The sequence below is a fragment of the Methylocapsa sp. S129 genome, from assembly GCF_009765995.1.
Lineage (GTDB): Bacteria > Pseudomonadota > Alphaproteobacteria > Rhizobiales > Beijerinckiaceae > Roseiarcus.
Map to the genome: position 1 here is coordinate 433,047 of NZ_LMUI01000011.1, position 15,767 is coordinate 448,813.

A 15,767-nucleotide genomic window follows, 5' to 3' on the forward strand; every position below is an offset into this window, starting at 1 on the left:
AACGGCTTTGTTTGGCCAGACGACATCGAGAGGGTGAGCGACGCCGAACTCTCGACCATTCCGTCGGGACGCCCCGCGTCCAGAAGGTGGAGCATCGACGATCCCAGGAGTCTTGTCGCTGAAAATTCATTACAATTGCGTGAGATTGGGGCCTCATTCCTTCATGGAGCTGGCGTCGAATTTGGAGCTGCAAGCAATCCATTGCCGATACCAGCCGATTGCGTCGTGACATACGGCGACACACTCACCTACGAAGAGCTGCTCGCGCGTCTTTATCCCGGTCAATCCGCCGCGGATATGATCAAGCCGACGATACTTGCAAGTATCGAGGATCTTGGCGCGGTGCCAAGCAATTTGGATTTCATGGCGTCCGCGCATGTTATCGAGCACGTGCCCGATCCGGTCGGCGCCATAGTCCGCGCTGCCTCCAAACTGCGACCCGGGGGCCACCTGTTGCTGATGGTTCCAGACATGAAAGAGACGTTTGATCGGCATCGGGCACTAACGACGCTGGACCACCTGTTGTTGGATTTCTATGCCCCGTCTCGCGAGAGAGATAAGGCTCACTTTCAGGAATTTTATCGCGACGCGTTTACAACGCCTGAGGACCAATACGAGGAGACTTGGATCAAAAATTGGGAGGAACGTTTCCCAATTCATTATCACACTTGGACCTACGAAAGCTTCAAGAATATGGTCGATACAATCGTCAATAGCTTATCAGTTTATACCGAATATTGGTCCCATCCGACGCGTGGAAATGAGTTTTGCTTTGTCTTGAAAAAATGACCGCGGAGCGCCGTTGACTGCGTCTTCAAACGACCCTCGATATTTCCACGATCTCATCACCCAATGGCTGTCAGCCCACTTGGCTGCGATGATCCGGTGGCGCCGACTCAAGATACGTACAAGACGAGATCATTTCACCCCGCTGGGGTGCCCAGGGCGTCCAGTCGATTGATCAACGCGAATCAAAACGAACGGGATTAGAATGAGCACTCGCAACGATCGTATCTTCGCGGGCATCGACATCGACAAAATGGTAGGACTTGAGATAGGGCCTCTGGATAAACCATTGGTAGGAAGAGACGGTCGCCGCCAGATATTCTATGCTGATTATGCCGACAGAGATTTTCTCATGGCGCAGTCAGCAAGCGACCCGAATGTCAATGTCAACAACATCCCCCACATAGATTACATCATAAAATCACCGATGATGGATGATCTTGGGAGGAAGTTTGATTATATCGTTGCGTCGCATGTCGCGGAGCACGTTCCTGATATATTGGGATGGTTGCATAAGCTCGCGAATTGGCTAACCCCAAGCGGAATAATTAGTCTTGCCACCCCTGACTACCGCTACTGTTTCGATCGGTTAAGGGTCGCGAGTAAGATCAGTGATGTCATCGAAGCGTTTCTCGAAAATCGACAACGCCCGAATCCTGCGTCAGTATATGACGGATTCCGCAACGCGATTAGGTTCGAGGCGGCCTTCGCATGGGCAAGGGATTGCGAGGTTGGATCGGTTGATTATTACTACACGGAGGCACAAGCCCTTTCCCTAGCAAAGAGATCCCTGAGGGATTACGTCGATTGCCATTGTTGGGTTTGGACTGCTGACAGCTTTAGGTCGGCGATGGCGGAGCTTCGGCGTCTCGGGCTTACATCGCTGAACCTGATTGAATGCCATGGTCCGTACCAAAACGAGGCGGAATTTTACATCAAGCTTCAGGCTCAATGACCTCCGCAGCGGCGCTAGTGAGTTCGCTTGCGGGCGGCGATCTTTCCGCCGTCATTGCATGATGCGGCCTCGCAGCATCCTTTCGAGGCCGAGCCCAAAAAATAGCATGATCAGTGAGAAGCCGAGCATATATTCTTTGTCAAGGACGCCAGAACCATAGCTCTCATAATAGGCTGACCGCATCCATTCGATGCCCTGCAGCGCCGGATTGAAAGACAAGTAGTAGCGCGCGACGTCAGGCAACGCATCCGGTACGAATAGGACACCCGAAGCGATCCACATCAACATGCTGAAAAGCGCGTAGCCGGTCATCCAAAACGGCAAAATGCCGGCGACGACGCCGTTCACGATGCCAAATCCGAAGCCCAAAAGCATGCAGGCCCCGATGGCGAGACAAGCCTGCACAAGATCAATCGGCGCAAAGTCTATGCCGAGAAACGCGAAAATCAGCATGGTCGTAAGGATGACAACGCCCGCGTTGAGCAATTCTAGGATCGCTCGCGCGAACAGGATGTCGGTAACATTGACGACTGGAAAGGCCAGCAACGGTCGGTTCAGAGCGAGGCCCATCATTGTAAAACGCGCCATGTAGTTGAACGCCATGAACGGCACGATGCCCGTCGCGAACCATAGGGCGGCACTGTCGCCATAGGGGGCGGCCCTACCGATCAGTGTGTTTATCGCGAGCAGAATAAAGATATGCGACAGCGGCCAAGCGACCGCTAGGAGAAATCCAAAAGCGCTGCCGAAGAAACGCGTCCGCACATCGCGCAGCATGATCGCATGGAGAATGCGTCCCTGTGCCTTCATCGTTTCCCAGAGGCTTAACCGTCCGTCCGCTATGACGCTCATTCCACCCCTCCCGCCGCGTCAGGCCCGATCATCGCAAGCGCGGCGCGTGGCGCGCGCGGCGCGGTCGTCATCCCAGCCGATAATGTCGACAAAACGCTGTCGGGATCGCGCAAAAACGTGCATTTCGAAGTGTGGCGAGAGGTCAACAGTACTGACCTGAACGGCGTCGCGGGGCGCCGCTTGATTCGCGAGGCGGCCGCCGAGCGATCGATACGGCGGGGGGGGGCGCGCGACAATTTCTTTCTGAAAAGGGGAATTCGTGCTATGGTCGAAGGGATTTATAGGCGCGGTCGTAGACCGCGCTTCCTCTCGGCCGTTGCAAGCGATTAAAAATAAAGCGCTTGCGCGCTGAACGCGGTCAACGACCGCGTCTACAACAAGCTGAACGCTGCGGACGAATGCTTCGCATTCGCCTGGAGGATCAGCGAGGGAGCGGACGCGGTCAGCGACCGCGTCACCAAGAAGCCAGGACGCGTACAAAACATTTTTTTTCGGGTTTAAGTCTTGCAAGTCCTTGATATTCCTCGATGCCCCTAGAAAAAAATTTGCATGGATTTGCCGGCCGGCGGAAGCGGCCCTTGAAAGCAAAGGAGATTTTTCGAACCCGAAAGAGCGAGTCACGCCGGCGGCGCGTCCGCCAAAGGTTTTGCAAGCCGACGCGCTCAATAGCGGTGGTCCTCGATCACGGCGCCGGTCAGCGCCAGAATGCCCCAAACGATCGCGAGCCCTAAGGCGATGATGACCGACATGCTGAAACGCTCGGGAAACTTCGCCTCCTCGGGCATCGCAGGTGGGACAAAGGTGCTGACGTAGATGTTCTGCATCTCGGCCTTTTGCCGGGCGCGTTCCAGGCCTTCCTGCGACAGTTCATAGAGCTTCTCGGAGAAGATGCGCTGCATCTCCAGGCTTTCGAACCTGGCCAGCGAGGCGGAAATGGTGCGGCCTTCGGGCGAATCGCCCGTCAGCTTGGCCTTGAGGTCGTCGATCTGATGGTCGAGGGCCTCCAGCCTGGTCTTGGCCGACTGGATGGTGGGGGCTTCGGGCGACATGGCGCGCGTGGCGACGAAAAGATCGTTCTGCAGCTTGATCTTCTGTCCCATCAGCCCGGTCAGCAGCGTGCCCGTCGTGGTCGCCGCCGAACCCGGATCGATATAGCCCTGGCTGTCGCGGAAGCTGCGCAAATCGCCAAGCGCGGTCTGGACGCGGCCCTCGTCGCGCCGCACCTCGCTTTCCGCGTTCTTCATCGCGTCGGCGCGGGCCCGGGCCGAGACTTCGTTGGCGAGGGCCTCGCTCGCTTTGATGATCGCGTTCGACAAAGCCAGCGCGTCCTCGGGCCGGAAAGCGCGCACCGAGACCGTAACCACGCCCGAAGGCGCGTCGACATAGGCGGTGACCATGCCGTTCCAGTAGCGCACGAGTTCCTCGGCGCTCGCCTTGTCCTTGAGGCGCGCCCAGAAATCGGCCTCGGGCCGGCGGAAAATGGCGCGCAGGTCCGTGTCTTTCGACAGATCGTCGACGATGGCGCGGCTGCGGATGTAGGTGGCGATGATATAGGCTTCCTGGCCCGCCATGGAGGGGGAAGTCATCGTCGCCGCCGCGCTCGACAGCGAGGATTTCATCTTGTCGACCTGCATCATGTCGATCTGCGCCGTATGCACCGCGAAGCGCGCCTCGGCGACGAACTGGTCGGAAGCCAGGAAGGCGAAATAGAGCGAGGCGACCAGCGAGGGGACGATGACGAACAGGATGAAGCTGATGAGATAGGCCGAAGGGCGCGTGCGCGGCGCGGCCAGCGTGATCTGGCCGACCGAATCCTCAATGATCGCCGGGCGCGGCGCTTCGCGCCGGCCGGTCAGGCGCTGCGCGAGCTGCTGAGAGGCGCCGCGGATCGAAAAGGCGGGCGCCGGCGCGCCGGCCTCGCGCGGCGGGCGGCTCTCGTCCGTTTTGAGCTCCTGATTCTCGCCCATTAAGACTCCGGCCTCGATCTGGCTTGCGCTTCGAGATGGTCGCGACGCGAACCCTTACGATAATTTGCGTTTAATTACGCCAATTTCTTGAAGGCGGTCGAAACGTGCTGATAGAGTTCGAGGTCTTTCTCAAGCAGCGCATGCACCGCGCCGCTGCGTTTGAGCGCCCGCGCCAACGTCGCCACGCCGACAAACTTGCCGATCGGGGGCAGCGAATCGGGCGCGACCCCCATCAATTCGGCCACGGCGCCGCCAAATGTGTCCGATTCCCGCCGCAGGCCGACGATGGCGAACGAAGCGAGAAGGTCGAGGGCCGAGGAGACCGCGCCGCCGGGCGGCATCTCATCCGGGGTCGTGGTGGTGAGCTGGCGCACGACCGGATTGGCAAGCGCATTGGCGGCGGGGCCGGGCATATTATGCAAAGCCTTCCTGAGCGCCTTTTCGTCATGAATGGGCAGCGAAAGCGCGAATTCGATCGAGGATTGCATGATCATCCCGTCGCGCATGCCCAGAACGTCGGCGCCGACCTTTTTAATCTGGCGGAACACGAGAAGACGCTCGGCCATCTCCTCGAACGGATTGTGCATCATGAAAATCGTCTCGAAATGCGAGTCGATATAATGCCTAAAGTTCTTGTATAATATCCGTCCGGCCAGATAGACCGACTTGACCTGATTGAGCAGGAAAAGCTGGGTCGTGGTTTCGCGTCCGAGTTTTTCGACGCCCCGGGAAAAATACTGAAATCTCGGCTTGAGCGCCTCATCGAAGCGCCAGAGCGGAAATAAATGCGTCTCCAGGCGCAAAACGCTCTTGCCCAGGAACTGCGGGCTCGGCCGCCGGTAGATCAAAAGCTCCGTGTCGGCGTCGTAAATTTCCAAATCGCTCATTTCGGCGAGGGAAGGCACCTGGCGCTCATCGATCGAGAAACCGCAAGCGCCGGTTTCATGGCGACCGGCGGCGACCAGGGCGGCGCGAATTTCATTAGCTGGCCGCACCAGCACATCTTCCCCGTTGCGGCGCAAAATCACGCGAGGCGCGCCGGAAAAGCTGTCCGGAACCACGTAACCCGTCACGAGCGCGCCGGTGTCAACCTCAAGATTGAACAGCATTCAATCGCTCATTCTGCCCTGGACGCGGCTTAAGCCATGTAGTTCCGGACGGTTGCGCCAAGTCCGCAAAGCACCGCCCACAGCATCGTCGACCCGGCGAAAATAAGAAAGGAATAAAGCGCACGGCGGGGATAGGCCGCCTCCTGCGGCGCGACCGGATTCACGAAGGTTTTCAAATACATCATTTTTCGTTCCGCATTAAGCCGGGCAAGTTCGAGCGAAGTCGCCGCGCCTGCGTAAAGATGCTCGGCAACCTGGCGCTCAAGGTCAAGCTCGCCGAATTTCGTCATGGAGCCCGCGATCGTCGGCTGGTTGTCAGGGCTCAATTGTGTCGTCGTCAATTTGGATTCGATTTCGGCGACCTGGTTTTGCGTCACCTCGATTCGCGATTTCATAGCGAGCATCTGCGGGGCCGATTGAGAGACATAATTGAGCTGCGTGCGATATTCCTCTTGAAGCCTCAGCAGGCTGGCCTTGGTCTCGGTCGCCAATTTGTTGAGCCCCTCGGCGGCTTTGACCGTGTCTAGCAAACCCGCGTCGTTGCGAGCTTCCTCCAGCGCGGCCCGCGCTTTGGTGAGGCGTTGCGCCGTTCGCTCCAATTCCTGTTCGGCGTTGACCACGGCGTCGTGATTCATCCGATCGTTCATATCGTTGATGAGCGCTTCGCATGTCTGGAGAACCGCCCGCGCGATCCGCTCGGAGTCTTGAGGCGTAAACGCGCGTATTTTCAACTCGACAATGCCGGCGGGCATTTTGATCGAAGCTTCCGACATCTTCTCCCAATATCGAACGAATTTTTCGATTGGCTTTTTCGGGTTGAACCGTGAAAGGCGGTCAGCGGCCGGACTCGCATAGAGCTCCTTGATGGGGACTAGTTTTTCCAGCGATTCCAGTCCAGCGCGGCTGTGGATGTAATTGGTGACGATCTGTGTGTCCTGGATAACGGCGAGCGCGGGTATGCCCGTGAGCGCGCCGAGCCCATCGATCGGGGGCGCCTCGCCGCCAGAAACGGTAAAGTCGGCCTCCGCGACAAATTGATCGGAAGCGACAAAGCCGTAATAGACCGCCCCCGCGATGCTGGGAACAACCACAATGATGCAGAAGCTGGCGATGATCGCCAAACGCATGAGTCGCGCGCCGCGCCGGGCCTGAAATCCTCCGCCGCTATAGGCGCGGCGCCCGCGCGAGGACATACGCGTCCGGCGCGCGGCGTCGGAAAGCGCTTGCGACACCAGGCGTATCTTCTCGAGCGCGGTGACGTTGCGGCTCTCGGTCGCCGATTCGTCGTCAATGTCCACCTCGGCATCGTCAGACGCCATTGTCGCTATCCCTCCGCATACCCCTGGATCGCGCGAAACCGATTGGCGTATCGGTCATCGATTGAGCCGATTGTATATCTCGATAGCGCCATCGATCGATTCGAACATGATCATTTGCCCATCGACCAATACCGCGCCGCGGTCGCAATAGTCCTTGATGGTCCCCATGGAATGCGAGACAACGATGAGATCGGCGTTTTTGCGACGATGATCAAACGCCTGCTTGCATCGGGCTTGAAAGCGAACGTCGCCGACCGCGGTGATCTCATCGACAAGGTAACAATCAAATTCGATCGCCATAGAGACACCGAACGCCAGACGCGCCGACATACCGGAGGAATAAGTCTTGATGGGAACATCGAGGTAGTCGCCGAGCTCCGAAAAATCCTCAACAAAATCAAGTGTCTTACGGCAATCGGCGCCATAGGCCCTGGCGACGAACTTAACGTTTTCGCGCCCGGTCATCAAAGGGTGGAAGCCGCCGCCAAAGCCCAGCGGCCAGGATACGCGCACAGTTCGGCGAATCCGGCCCGCATTGGGCAGTTCCGTTCCCGCGATCAGCCGCAAAGTCGTTGACTTGCCCGCGCCGTTGACCCCCAATAATCCGTAGGATCGACCAGGTTCAAAAACCGTGGAGACGTGATCAAGAACAATCTTGACGAAGCCATCCGTCCTGTAGAATTTAAAAATCCGATCAAGCTGGATCATTGTTGTTTTCGCTCGACGCACGGACTGGCGTTGGTCGCCTGAATAGACTGAGCCATCTGACGAAGATAGAAACAAGGCGTCAATTTCGTGACTATCCTTCGATTTGCCGTCTAACCTCTGCGCACATTTACGGCAATTGCCAGAAACGCTCAACCGGTTCAGGATCGGCGGGTCGCCACCGTGGGCCAAACGGTCGCCTTGTTATGGCAAGAGCCATCAAGTCAGACGATGGTCGTCTTAGCGTTGTCGCCGCGTTCTCGGCCCCCATCAAGAAAATTTCGTCCTTTGCGGTCTGCGATCGTTGCCCGAAAGATGAGCGCCTATTAAGGGGGATGGTGGCTGGCCGCAATTTTGCGGATTTCAACCGAAAGCGTTGTGAAGTGAACCTAGGCATTTTCTGGAGCGATGCGTGCGAGTTCATGGGCAATGAGACCCTCCCATGGGCCTAATTTTGCAAAAGCGCACAAAACGAATTGGGTTGAAGCTTGCAGTTCGCCGCATTTGGAATGGAGCCGCCAAGTTCACCGGCTTGGCTTCTGCGTGGGCAGCTTATCGCCGACATATTGAGGCGGCGCGCTGGGCAAAACACTTCAATAAAATAGTGACGTTGGCCGAGGCCGATCAAAAACGCGCAGCGGGACCGACTCCGTCCTCGGCGCCGCTGATCGCATTTGTTGTTCCAGTCTTCAATACCAAGGTCGCATATCTTGACGATCTCTTCGCTTCGATAGGACGACAGACTCCGGGAATGTGCGAACTTATCCTGAGCGACGATGGGTCCGCGCTGGAAGGCACGCGCGCCTGGTTGTTAAGACACGAAAAGGCAGCCGGCGTCACGGTAATCTGGAACGGTGAAAATCGCGGCATCGCCGCGGCCACCAACGCGGGCATCGCGCGCGCGGAAGCGCCCTGGATCGGACTTCTCGATCACGACGATGCGCTATCGCCTTTCGCGGTTGATCGCATAGCGCGCGCCCTCGACCAGGCGCCGGAATGTCAATTTCTTTATACAGACGAGGCAATCGCCGACGAAAAAATGCGCCTGCTCGACTATTTTCTCAAACCGGCATGGGATCCGGTGCTTTTGTCCGGCGTAAACTATGTCAATCACCTCTCGCTGTATCGCCGCGAGCGGATTTTGAAGATCGGCGGTTTGCGCGATTCCTTCCAAGGTTCGCAGGACTATGATCTTGTCCTGCGTTACACTAAAGGCCTGAAAGCGAGCGAGATTCGCCATTTGCCTTATCCCGCTTACATATGGCGGCGCGACGGCGCCAGCCATTCCATCAAATTCATTGAGGCCGCGACGGCCAATGCGCGGCGGGCGCTTGCGGAACATTATCATCAACCGGACCAGGACGTGGTTGTGGGCGAAGCGCTAACGCCAGATCTTCATCGCGTTTTCTTTGACATGGACCGAACGCAATGGCCCTTGATTTCGGTGGTGATTCCAAACCGCGACGCCCTACCTCTCATCGCGAAGGTTCTCGAAGGCCTGACGAAGAAGACGGACTATCCGGCAATGGAGATCATCGTTATCGACAATGGTTCTCAGAACCCTGAAGTTCTATCGCTCTACGATGCTTATCGTGAAGGCCCGATACCGTTTCGCCTACGAATTGAAAAGGAAGCCTTCAGCTTCTCCCGTTCGATCAATCGCGGCGTCGCCATGGCGAACGGCGCTTTTGTCTTACTGCTCAACAACGACATCGAGATCGTCGATCAAGGCTGGCTAAAGGAAATGGTGTCCTGCTTTGATTATGGCGATGTCGGCATTGTCGGCGCAAAATTGCTCTATCCCGATCAAACCATTCAACATGTCGGCGTCATCGCCGGGCTTGGCAGTCTCGCCGGCCATTGGTTCATCGGAAAGGACAAGGACTTTCCAGGGCCGATGGGACGCCTTCGCGTACGCCAATCCCTGTCCGTCGTGACGGGCGCGTGCATGCTCATCTCAAAAAATTGCTTGGAAGCGGTCGGCGGCCTCGACGAGGACGTATTTCCAATCGCTTATAACGATGTCGACTTTTGTTTGCGTGCCGTTGCAAAACAATTCCGTGTGGTATGGACGCCGTTTGCAACTCTGATCCATCACGAATCGGCGACCCGCGGCAGCGACGAAACAAAAGAAAACATAGATCGCTTCGACCGCGACAAAGTGAGCCTGCGTAGTCGGCACCAGACCGACGCGTTCGAAGACCGGGCCTTCAATCCATGGTATTCCAAGCATCAATCAGATCCCTTTCCGGTTTCTCTTGATCGTCTTCCCGCAGCCCGATAATGCTCCCCCCCTTTCCTGAATGGCCGCCATTAGGAGAGACGTCGAATCCTGAGTAGAACGGTTGCGCGCACCGGGATTAGATTTCCGTCATTCGAGTCATTTCAACAGGGAATTTTGTTTGCGAATCCTACCTGCAGTTGTCAGACGCCTGCGCAAATTGGCCAACGTTTTGGAAGACGCTTCGCGGGTCAAGACGCCAGGGGGATTGGCGCGCGCCGACATGGCGCTCGATGAATATGTCGTCGGCATGCCAAGCGCACAAAATGCAATTGACACCCTGCCGGGCTGGAATCAGGCTTTGCCCCCCAATGTCGACGCCGTCGCGGGAAACGGCGCGTTCTACAACGACCCAAGGATTCTATGGGCTATCGACCAATTAGGTTCGATAGAGGGGCTGAGTATTCTGGAACTCGGACCGCTGGAAGCCGCGCATACGTTCCTTATGGAGCAACACGGACCGAACGCCATCGACGCGGTCGAGGCCAACAAGCTTTCGTATTTGCGATGCCTCGTCGTCAAAGAACTTCTCGATCTCAGGAGAGCGAAGTTCTATCTCGGCGATTTCGCACAATGGCTCGAAAAAACTGATCGGCGCTACGACTTCATTGTCGCCTCCGGCGTGCTCTATCATATGGAGGATCCGGTACGCCTACTAGAACTGATCGCCGCGCGCACGAACGTCTTCTACCTCTGGACACATTATGTGAGCGACGACGCCATGCCTGTCGGCGATCCACGACGCGGCGCGCTTGTCGGGTCAATGGAAATTCAAGAGCGTCACGGTGTCCAGGTCCGCCTCCGTAAGCGTTCGTATTACGGCGCTTGGAAAAGCAAATCGTTCTGCGGCGGGATGCATGATCTGCATCGTTGGGTCGAGAAGGACGATATTATCGCCGTAATCAAGGCGCTTGGCTTCGATGATGTGCGCGTCGCCCATGATGAGCCCGATCACCAAAATGGTCCGTCGTTTTCAATATTCGCGCAACGAACCGGACTTCTGAAAACACCCGGCTGACCTCTGCTGGCTCTCTTCATCCCGCCGACGCGGATTTACCGCCGGTCCCCTCACAGTCCCGTCAATTTGTCTTCGATCGCGCCTGCCGATCTCAATCTAGTCAAGCGCGTCTCGCGTTGGTGGCGATTGACTGCGTAATCGTCGCCAATCCAGCCCCAGCATTCCAGCAACGCCTAGGTCATCGCCGGCGCGCGGCATCGCTAAGTTAGGCGATCGCAATCACGCGCGCGAAGAACTCTCGTCAGCGAGAGGCAGACCGCTCGTAAGCCGAGACTTCCATTCCTGCCGCCTCGGAATGCGCCTGCTTCAAATGCTCTTGCTCTTCGGCCGCGATATTGCGTGCATCGTTGACCGCCTTAATGGCGAGTCCAACCACGGCTAATACCCCTAAGAACGCGATCGTCAGGTCTAATGTAGACGCGCCGTTCACGGGAGACTCGTGAAGCCCCATGACGGAGCCTGTAATCGCCCAAACCACCATCAGAATACGAAATTCGGTAGCGCCGAGCCCAATATAGGCCATCTGATGAATATTCTGAACCGCCGCCCGAATGTAGGTGTATGCGGAGAACAGAAGATAACAGAGCAGAACGATGAAGGCGCCGATAAGAGACAGAAAAGGCGAAAATCCGAAACAAATGATGATGACGATTTGCGAGAACAGGTCGCAGGTATGATCAACGAGAAAGCCGAATCTCGGACGCTCCGCCTTGCGATAACGCGCAAGGCTTCCATCGAACGAGTCGCCGAACCAATTGAGAACGATCCCCAGAATAACCAGGGGCAACCAAGAAATAGACCAATTACACCCGATCAGAGCCACGCCGCCCAAAAAAGAGCCAAACAAGCCCAGTAATGTCAGGTGTAATGACGTTACAGATTCAGGAATTCGAGGAAGAATCCATTGAATCGCACCTTGTTCGGCATTTGCCAAAAAGCTTCGGTTATGTCGGTGAACTTGATCTGGTAAGTCCATGCACGCTCCCCAAACGGGTAGTTCATACACGCCCCCGCATGTCACTCGTAGCCGGAGTTGAGGATATCCAGCGGAGCTGGCGCCGTCAACGCAGGTGCAATAAGTCTCCAACGCAGGTGCAATAAATTTCTCGGCGCCGCGCTATTTATACAACGCTGAGCGAGGATGTCCATGGGGGGCCAGTAAATAGCCATGCCGGGCGAAATCGCCCCCAGCGCGTTATTATCGTGGGGTTTGTTCGCGGGGCGGACCTCTTTTTCGTTCCACGCCATCTGTTTGCCGCACTGACTGCCGCACCGATCAGCGCCAATCATCTTGGCTTGGCGGATCAGGCTCTTTATGAATGACCCTCGGAACAACGTCCCTATTTGAAACAAATGGTCGCCTAATTTTAAGAAGGCTGCTCGATGGCGGCCTTGATAACCGTCGCCCCAGGAGCCCTTGCCTCTCCTCCGTCGACGCGGGCACGAACGTGAGCAAACAAGAGGGCCTTTATGACGGCCGCTTGAGGACCCTTCACGATGGTAACTGCGGGTAGTGTCTCAGTTTGAAATTTGGCCGGATTGACATTCTCTCGCGTCCTGAGCGGCCATCCTGTATGCTTAGCGCAACGCAGGAGGGAAGTTTATGGCTGATCCGGTGGGGACCGACGTGACCATTCACGTCTGGTATGACGACGAACAAAAGACGATTAAAATGCGTATTGGCACGGAACTAACCAGTGTCAGAAATGAACCGGAGAGCAAACGCGGGAATCCTGACCTTTTCAAAAAACTTGCGGCCGTCCTTCGCGATGCTGGGAAAAGACATCCGTCCGAGGTTTTGTGATTATGCCAACCGGACCTAAAGGCGAGAAGCGCCCCGCCGACGTGATCGGCAATGCCGTGAAGGTCATGCGCATCGCGACGGGCGAAGAAACAGACGACGCGCCCGACGACGGTAAGAACAAAGCGGCGCAAGAGCTGGGCCGCAAGGGCGGCGCCGCGCGGGCGAAGAACATGACGCCAAAACGTCGCGCGGAAATCGCTAAGAAAGCGGCGCAAAAAAGATGGTCATCTAAAGAACCAGCTTAAGGATTATAAGCGCGAGGTATCGTGTCGGATGCGACACCTTGAAGCGTTATGAACGGCCGCATCAAAGGGTCCTTGAATCGGTAACGGAACTTTCGTTTGACGCCCGTTTGTTCAAGCAAAAAACCGCGCCCGGTACTGCAGAATTCCTTCAAATGCCTAGCGAAGCTAGGAATGTCGTAGTGCTTCGCCATTATTGCGCTTAGGGGCTGGACGACATCGGCAGCGGCGAAAAATCCTTGGCTATCGACTTTCGCTAGAGAGCATGCCAGCAACACTTGCTTGAATAAGTTGTCGGATCGCGGGCTGTACGTTGCCCTATCGTAAGAGTCTCTGATCGTTTGTTGAGCTTTGTCGATGCAACTTCGAATAGCATTGCTCAAATGAAACTTGTCTATATTTCGTGTTTTGAGGCGAGCCGCCTCTTGAAAGGCGTATAGTCCAATCAAATGCGCGTAGTGGGGTAGCCCCTGAGAATACGCTACTATCCTCCTCAACACATCCGCGTCGACGGACATTCCTAAACGCTTTGCGCGTTTATCTATAATTTCGCTTATTTCATCGTCGGACATTCTAGGCATCGGAATTTCTGCGAGAGCGCGCCCTATTGAGGCGTGCTCGGCCAGAAGTTCGCTTACAGAATTAGCTACTCCAACAACCACAATTGTTGTAGAGGTTGAATGGTCTGACAGTGTCTTGATAGTATCTGCAAGTAGAGCCTTAGTTCTTCCAGAAGACAGTCTATCAAATTCGTCAAATACTATTATAGGCAAATAATTTGCAGACACGCTATCCAGCGTCATTCTTATATCGTCGGGACCGAAGCTGGCCGTAACGTGCGCTTCTATGCCTAGCTCCGCGAAAGACCTTTGCCATAGGTTCTGGAAATTACTAATTCCATCGCAATTAATTCTTTTAGCAACGACCCTAGAGACCGGCCTGTGAACATAATTTGTGAAAATGTTAGCAAGTGAGGTCTTACCGACCCCTCTTTCTCCGAAAATTATAGCGTGGTGTCCACGCTGATTGACTGCGTTTATAAGATCGCCAAGTTGAGTTATTCGGCCTGCGAACAGATCACTTTCGTCAATAGGCGCCCCTGGACTAAAAACTTGCGCCACTTCGTTCCACAGGGCTGTCCAATCATCAAGTTCCCGTCTGGAAGCCATTGCAATGCCCTTTAGACAATAGGGCTGCTGCATACACCGGTTGTTGCGACGCTGCAATTAACTAACAATATAGCGCACGCCGCTGTCGCAGCGCTTCCACTTCAGGCATTTAAAATGATATTTTATTATTGACGCTAAGCAAGAAAGTTCATATCATGCTCGGCATGAACAAGCTTCCTATCGCCAAGCGCGCCCAAATCCTCGCCATGCTGACGGAAGGCGCTTCGATGCGCTCAGTCTCTCGGCTGGCCGACGTTTCGATCAACACGGTATCGAAGCTGCTTGTTGAGGCTGGCAAGTTCTGCGCCGGCTACCACGACGCCAATGTCCGCAACGTGAAGGCTAAGCGCGTTCAGGTGGACGAAATTTGGAGCTTTACGGCGGCCAAAAACAAGAACGTTGGCGCGATGAAAAACCCCGTTGCGGGCGCTGGCGACACTTGGACGTGGACCGCAATCGAGGCTGATACAAAGATCATCATCTCGCATTTCGTCGGCGGTCGCGATGGCGAATGCGCCAAGTGGTTCATTGACGACATGGCCTCGCGCATCGCCAATCGCATCCAACTCACGTCAGATGGCCATAAGGCCTATCTGGAGGCCGTTGAGGGGGCGTTCGGCGCCGATGTTGACTATGCCATGCTGAACAAGATTTACGGGGCGTCGCCAGAGAGCGCCAAGGGCCGCTATAGCCCCGCCGACTGCATCGGGATCAAGAAAGACCGTATCGAAGGCGATCCCGACATGAAGCACGTTTCAACGTCCTATGCGGAGCGCGCCAATCTGACGATGCGGATGCACAATCGCCGCTTCACTCGGCTCACGAATGCGTTCAGCAAAAAGTTTGAGAACCACGCTCACATGGTTGCCATCTATGCGGTCTGGTATAACTTTCTGCGCATTCACAAGACGCTTCGCGTCACCCCTGCGATGGCGGCTGGCTTGTCCGAAACCGTCATGGATTGGGCGAACATTGTCGAGGCGATGGACGCCGACGCGCCGGCCCAGAAACGTGGCCCTTATAAAAAGACGGCCGCCGAAATTTCAAACTGAGACACTACCTAACTGCGCGGAAGCTTTCATGGCCCTCCTGACCGACGGCGCGCATGAGCCTCGCCAACTGTTTGGCTATTGTTGATCGCCCGGGAGCGAATCGCCCGAAGTGAGCTACCATGCGGCTAAAATAGCTTGGCGGAATATGAATTATAGCGACGCGGCCTTTATTGGAACGGACTAATTTGCGCGGAGCTTGCTCGAATAGTGCGATGCATTGAGTTCGCCCGAGGCGGCCTTGCGCGCGAATGTGATGAGATGCTTGGTCAGAATGCCGATGCTGATGACATTCTCGATCCGGCCTTGCTTCAATCGCGGCCAGGCGAAGGCCCAGAACACGCGCCGGAAATCGGCGATCACCCCGAGCTTCCAGCAAATCTTGAACAACATGCCGAACCCACGACGCACATTCTTGCCGGACACTTGACCTGGCGGACGCGGCCGCGGGCGTCGATTGGGGAAGGTGTGGCGGGTCTGGTAATCGTAGCGTTCATACAGTCGCGCCGGC

The 15,767-nt window shown here is 56.1% G+C and carries 15 protein-coding genes; 7 read left to right on the forward strand and 8 right to left on the reverse strand.

Going from position 1 to position 15,767, the window contains the following annotated elements; all coding sequences use genetic code 11:
* The first annotated feature begins 33 nt into the window (after positions 1 to 33).
* Both GSQ90_RS04475 and GSQ90_RS04480 read left to right on the forward strand, forming a co-directional pair.
* Entirely contained in the window at positions 34 to 789 is a 756-nt protein-coding gene (locus GSQ90_RS04475) for a methyltransferase domain-containing protein (protein ID WP_158813599.1), read from the forward strand.
* Between the two features lie 202 nt (positions 790 to 991).
* Entirely contained in the window at positions 992 to 1,741 is a 750-nt protein-coding gene (locus GSQ90_RS04480) for a bifunctional 2-polyprenyl-6-hydroxyphenol methylase/3-demethylubiquinol 3-O-methyltransferase UbiG (protein ID WP_158813600.1), read from the forward strand.
* Between the two features lie 51 nt (positions 1,742 to 1,792).
* Here the strand turns inward: GSQ90_RS04480 and GSQ90_RS04485 are convergent, their stop codons facing one another.
* The 5 genes from GSQ90_RS04485 to GSQ90_RS04505 all read right to left on the reverse strand — a co-directional run bounded on the left by GSQ90_RS04485 (position 1,793) and on the right by GSQ90_RS04505 (position 7,696).
* The gene (locus tag GSQ90_RS04485) at positions 1,793 to 2,593 is read right to left on the reverse strand and encodes an ABC transporter permease (protein ID WP_158813601.1); all 801 of its coding nucleotides are present in this window, start codon (positions 2,591 to 2,593) and stop codon (positions 1,793 to 1,795) included.
* Between the two features lie 662 nt (positions 2,594 to 3,255).
* Complete coding sequence (locus GSQ90_RS04490; protein WP_158813602.1) at positions 3,256 to 4,560, reverse strand: capsule biosynthesis protein; 1,305 nt, start codon at positions 4,558 to 4,560, stop codon at positions 3,256 to 3,258.
* A gap of 74 nt (positions 4,561 to 4,634) precedes the next feature.
* Positions 4,635 to 5,669 (reverse strand): hypothetical protein, encoded by a 1,035-nt coding sequence (locus tag GSQ90_RS04495; RefSeq protein ID WP_158813603.1) that lies wholly within the window; start codon positions 5,667 to 5,669, stop codon positions 4,635 to 4,637.
* A gap of 29 nt (positions 5,670 to 5,698) precedes the next feature.
* On the reverse strand, positions 5,699 to 6,988 hold the full coding sequence (locus tag GSQ90_RS04500; RefSeq protein ID WP_158813604.1) for a lipopolysaccharide biosynthesis protein: 1,290 nt from the start codon (positions 6,986 to 6,988) through the stop codon (positions 5,699 to 5,701).
* A 54-nt stretch (positions 6,989 to 7,042) separates the two neighbouring features.
* Positions 7,043 to 7,696, reverse strand: coding sequence for an ABC transporter ATP-binding protein (locus GSQ90_RS04505; RefSeq protein WP_158813605.1), 654 nt, complete (start codon positions 7,694 to 7,696; stop codon positions 7,043 to 7,045).
* 439 nt (positions 7,697 to 8,135) lie between these two features.
* Here GSQ90_RS04505 and GSQ90_RS04510 point away from each other — a divergent pair, with 439 nt between their 5' ends.
* Together GSQ90_RS04510 and GSQ90_RS04515 are read left to right on the forward strand one after the other, a co-directional pair.
* Positions 8,136 to 9,977, forward strand: coding sequence for a glycosyltransferase (locus GSQ90_RS04510; protein ID WP_158813606.1), 1,842 nt, complete (start codon positions 8,136 to 8,138; stop codon positions 9,975 to 9,977).
* 220 nt (positions 9,978 to 10,197) lie between these two features.
* On the forward strand, positions 10,198 to 10,992 hold the full coding sequence (locus GSQ90_RS04515; RefSeq protein WP_210254811.1) for a bifunctional 2-polyprenyl-6-hydroxyphenol methylase/3-demethylubiquinol 3-O-methyltransferase UbiG: 795 nt from the start codon (positions 10,198 to 10,200) through the stop codon (positions 10,990 to 10,992).
* A gap of 241 nt (positions 10,993 to 11,233) precedes the next feature.
* Here GSQ90_RS04515 and GSQ90_RS04520 read toward each other — a convergent pair whose 3' ends face one another.
* Positions 11,234 to 11,968: a CDP-alcohol phosphatidyltransferase family protein gene (locus tag GSQ90_RS04520; RefSeq protein ID WP_158813607.1), complete on the reverse strand. Its 735-nt coding sequence runs from the start codon at positions 11,966 to 11,968 to the stop codon at positions 11,234 to 11,236.
* Between the two features lie 627 nt (positions 11,969 to 12,595).
* On the opposite strand from GSQ90_RS04520, the gene GSQ90_RS04525 reads away from it, so the two are divergent.
* Positions 12,596 to 12,796 (forward strand): hypothetical protein, encoded by a 201-nt coding sequence (locus GSQ90_RS04525; RefSeq protein ID WP_158813608.1) that lies wholly within the window; start codon positions 12,596 to 12,598, stop codon positions 12,794 to 12,796.
* 2 nt (positions 12,797 to 12,798) lie between these two features.
* The gene (locus GSQ90_RS04530; protein WP_158814221.1) at positions 12,799 to 13,041 is read left to right on the forward strand and encodes an RNA-binding protein; all 243 of its coding nucleotides are present in this window, start codon (positions 12,799 to 12,801) and stop codon (positions 13,039 to 13,041) included.
* Here the strand turns inward: GSQ90_RS04530 and GSQ90_RS04535 are convergent.
* Positions 13,038 to 14,240, reverse strand: a complete 1,203-nt coding sequence (locus tag GSQ90_RS04535) for an AAA family ATPase (RefSeq protein WP_158813609.1) — start codon at positions 14,238 to 14,240, stop codon at positions 13,038 to 13,040. The two genes, GSQ90_RS04530 and GSQ90_RS04535, sit on opposite strands and share 4 nt — an antisense overlap.
* Positions 14,241 to 14,371: 131 nt before the next feature.
* Here GSQ90_RS04535 and GSQ90_RS04540 point away from each other — a divergent pair, with 131 nt between their 5' ends.
* On the forward strand, positions 14,372 to 15,259 hold the full coding sequence (locus GSQ90_RS04540; protein ID WP_158814222.1) for an IS1 family transposase: 888 nt from the start codon (positions 14,372 to 14,374) through the stop codon (positions 15,257 to 15,259).
* A 180-nt stretch (positions 15,260 to 15,439) separates the two neighbouring features.
* Here GSQ90_RS04540 and GSQ90_RS04545 read toward each other — a convergent pair.
* The coding region (locus GSQ90_RS04545; protein WP_158814223.1) for a DUF4070 domain-containing protein at positions 15,440 to 15,767 on the reverse strand (328 nt) is incomplete at its 5' end.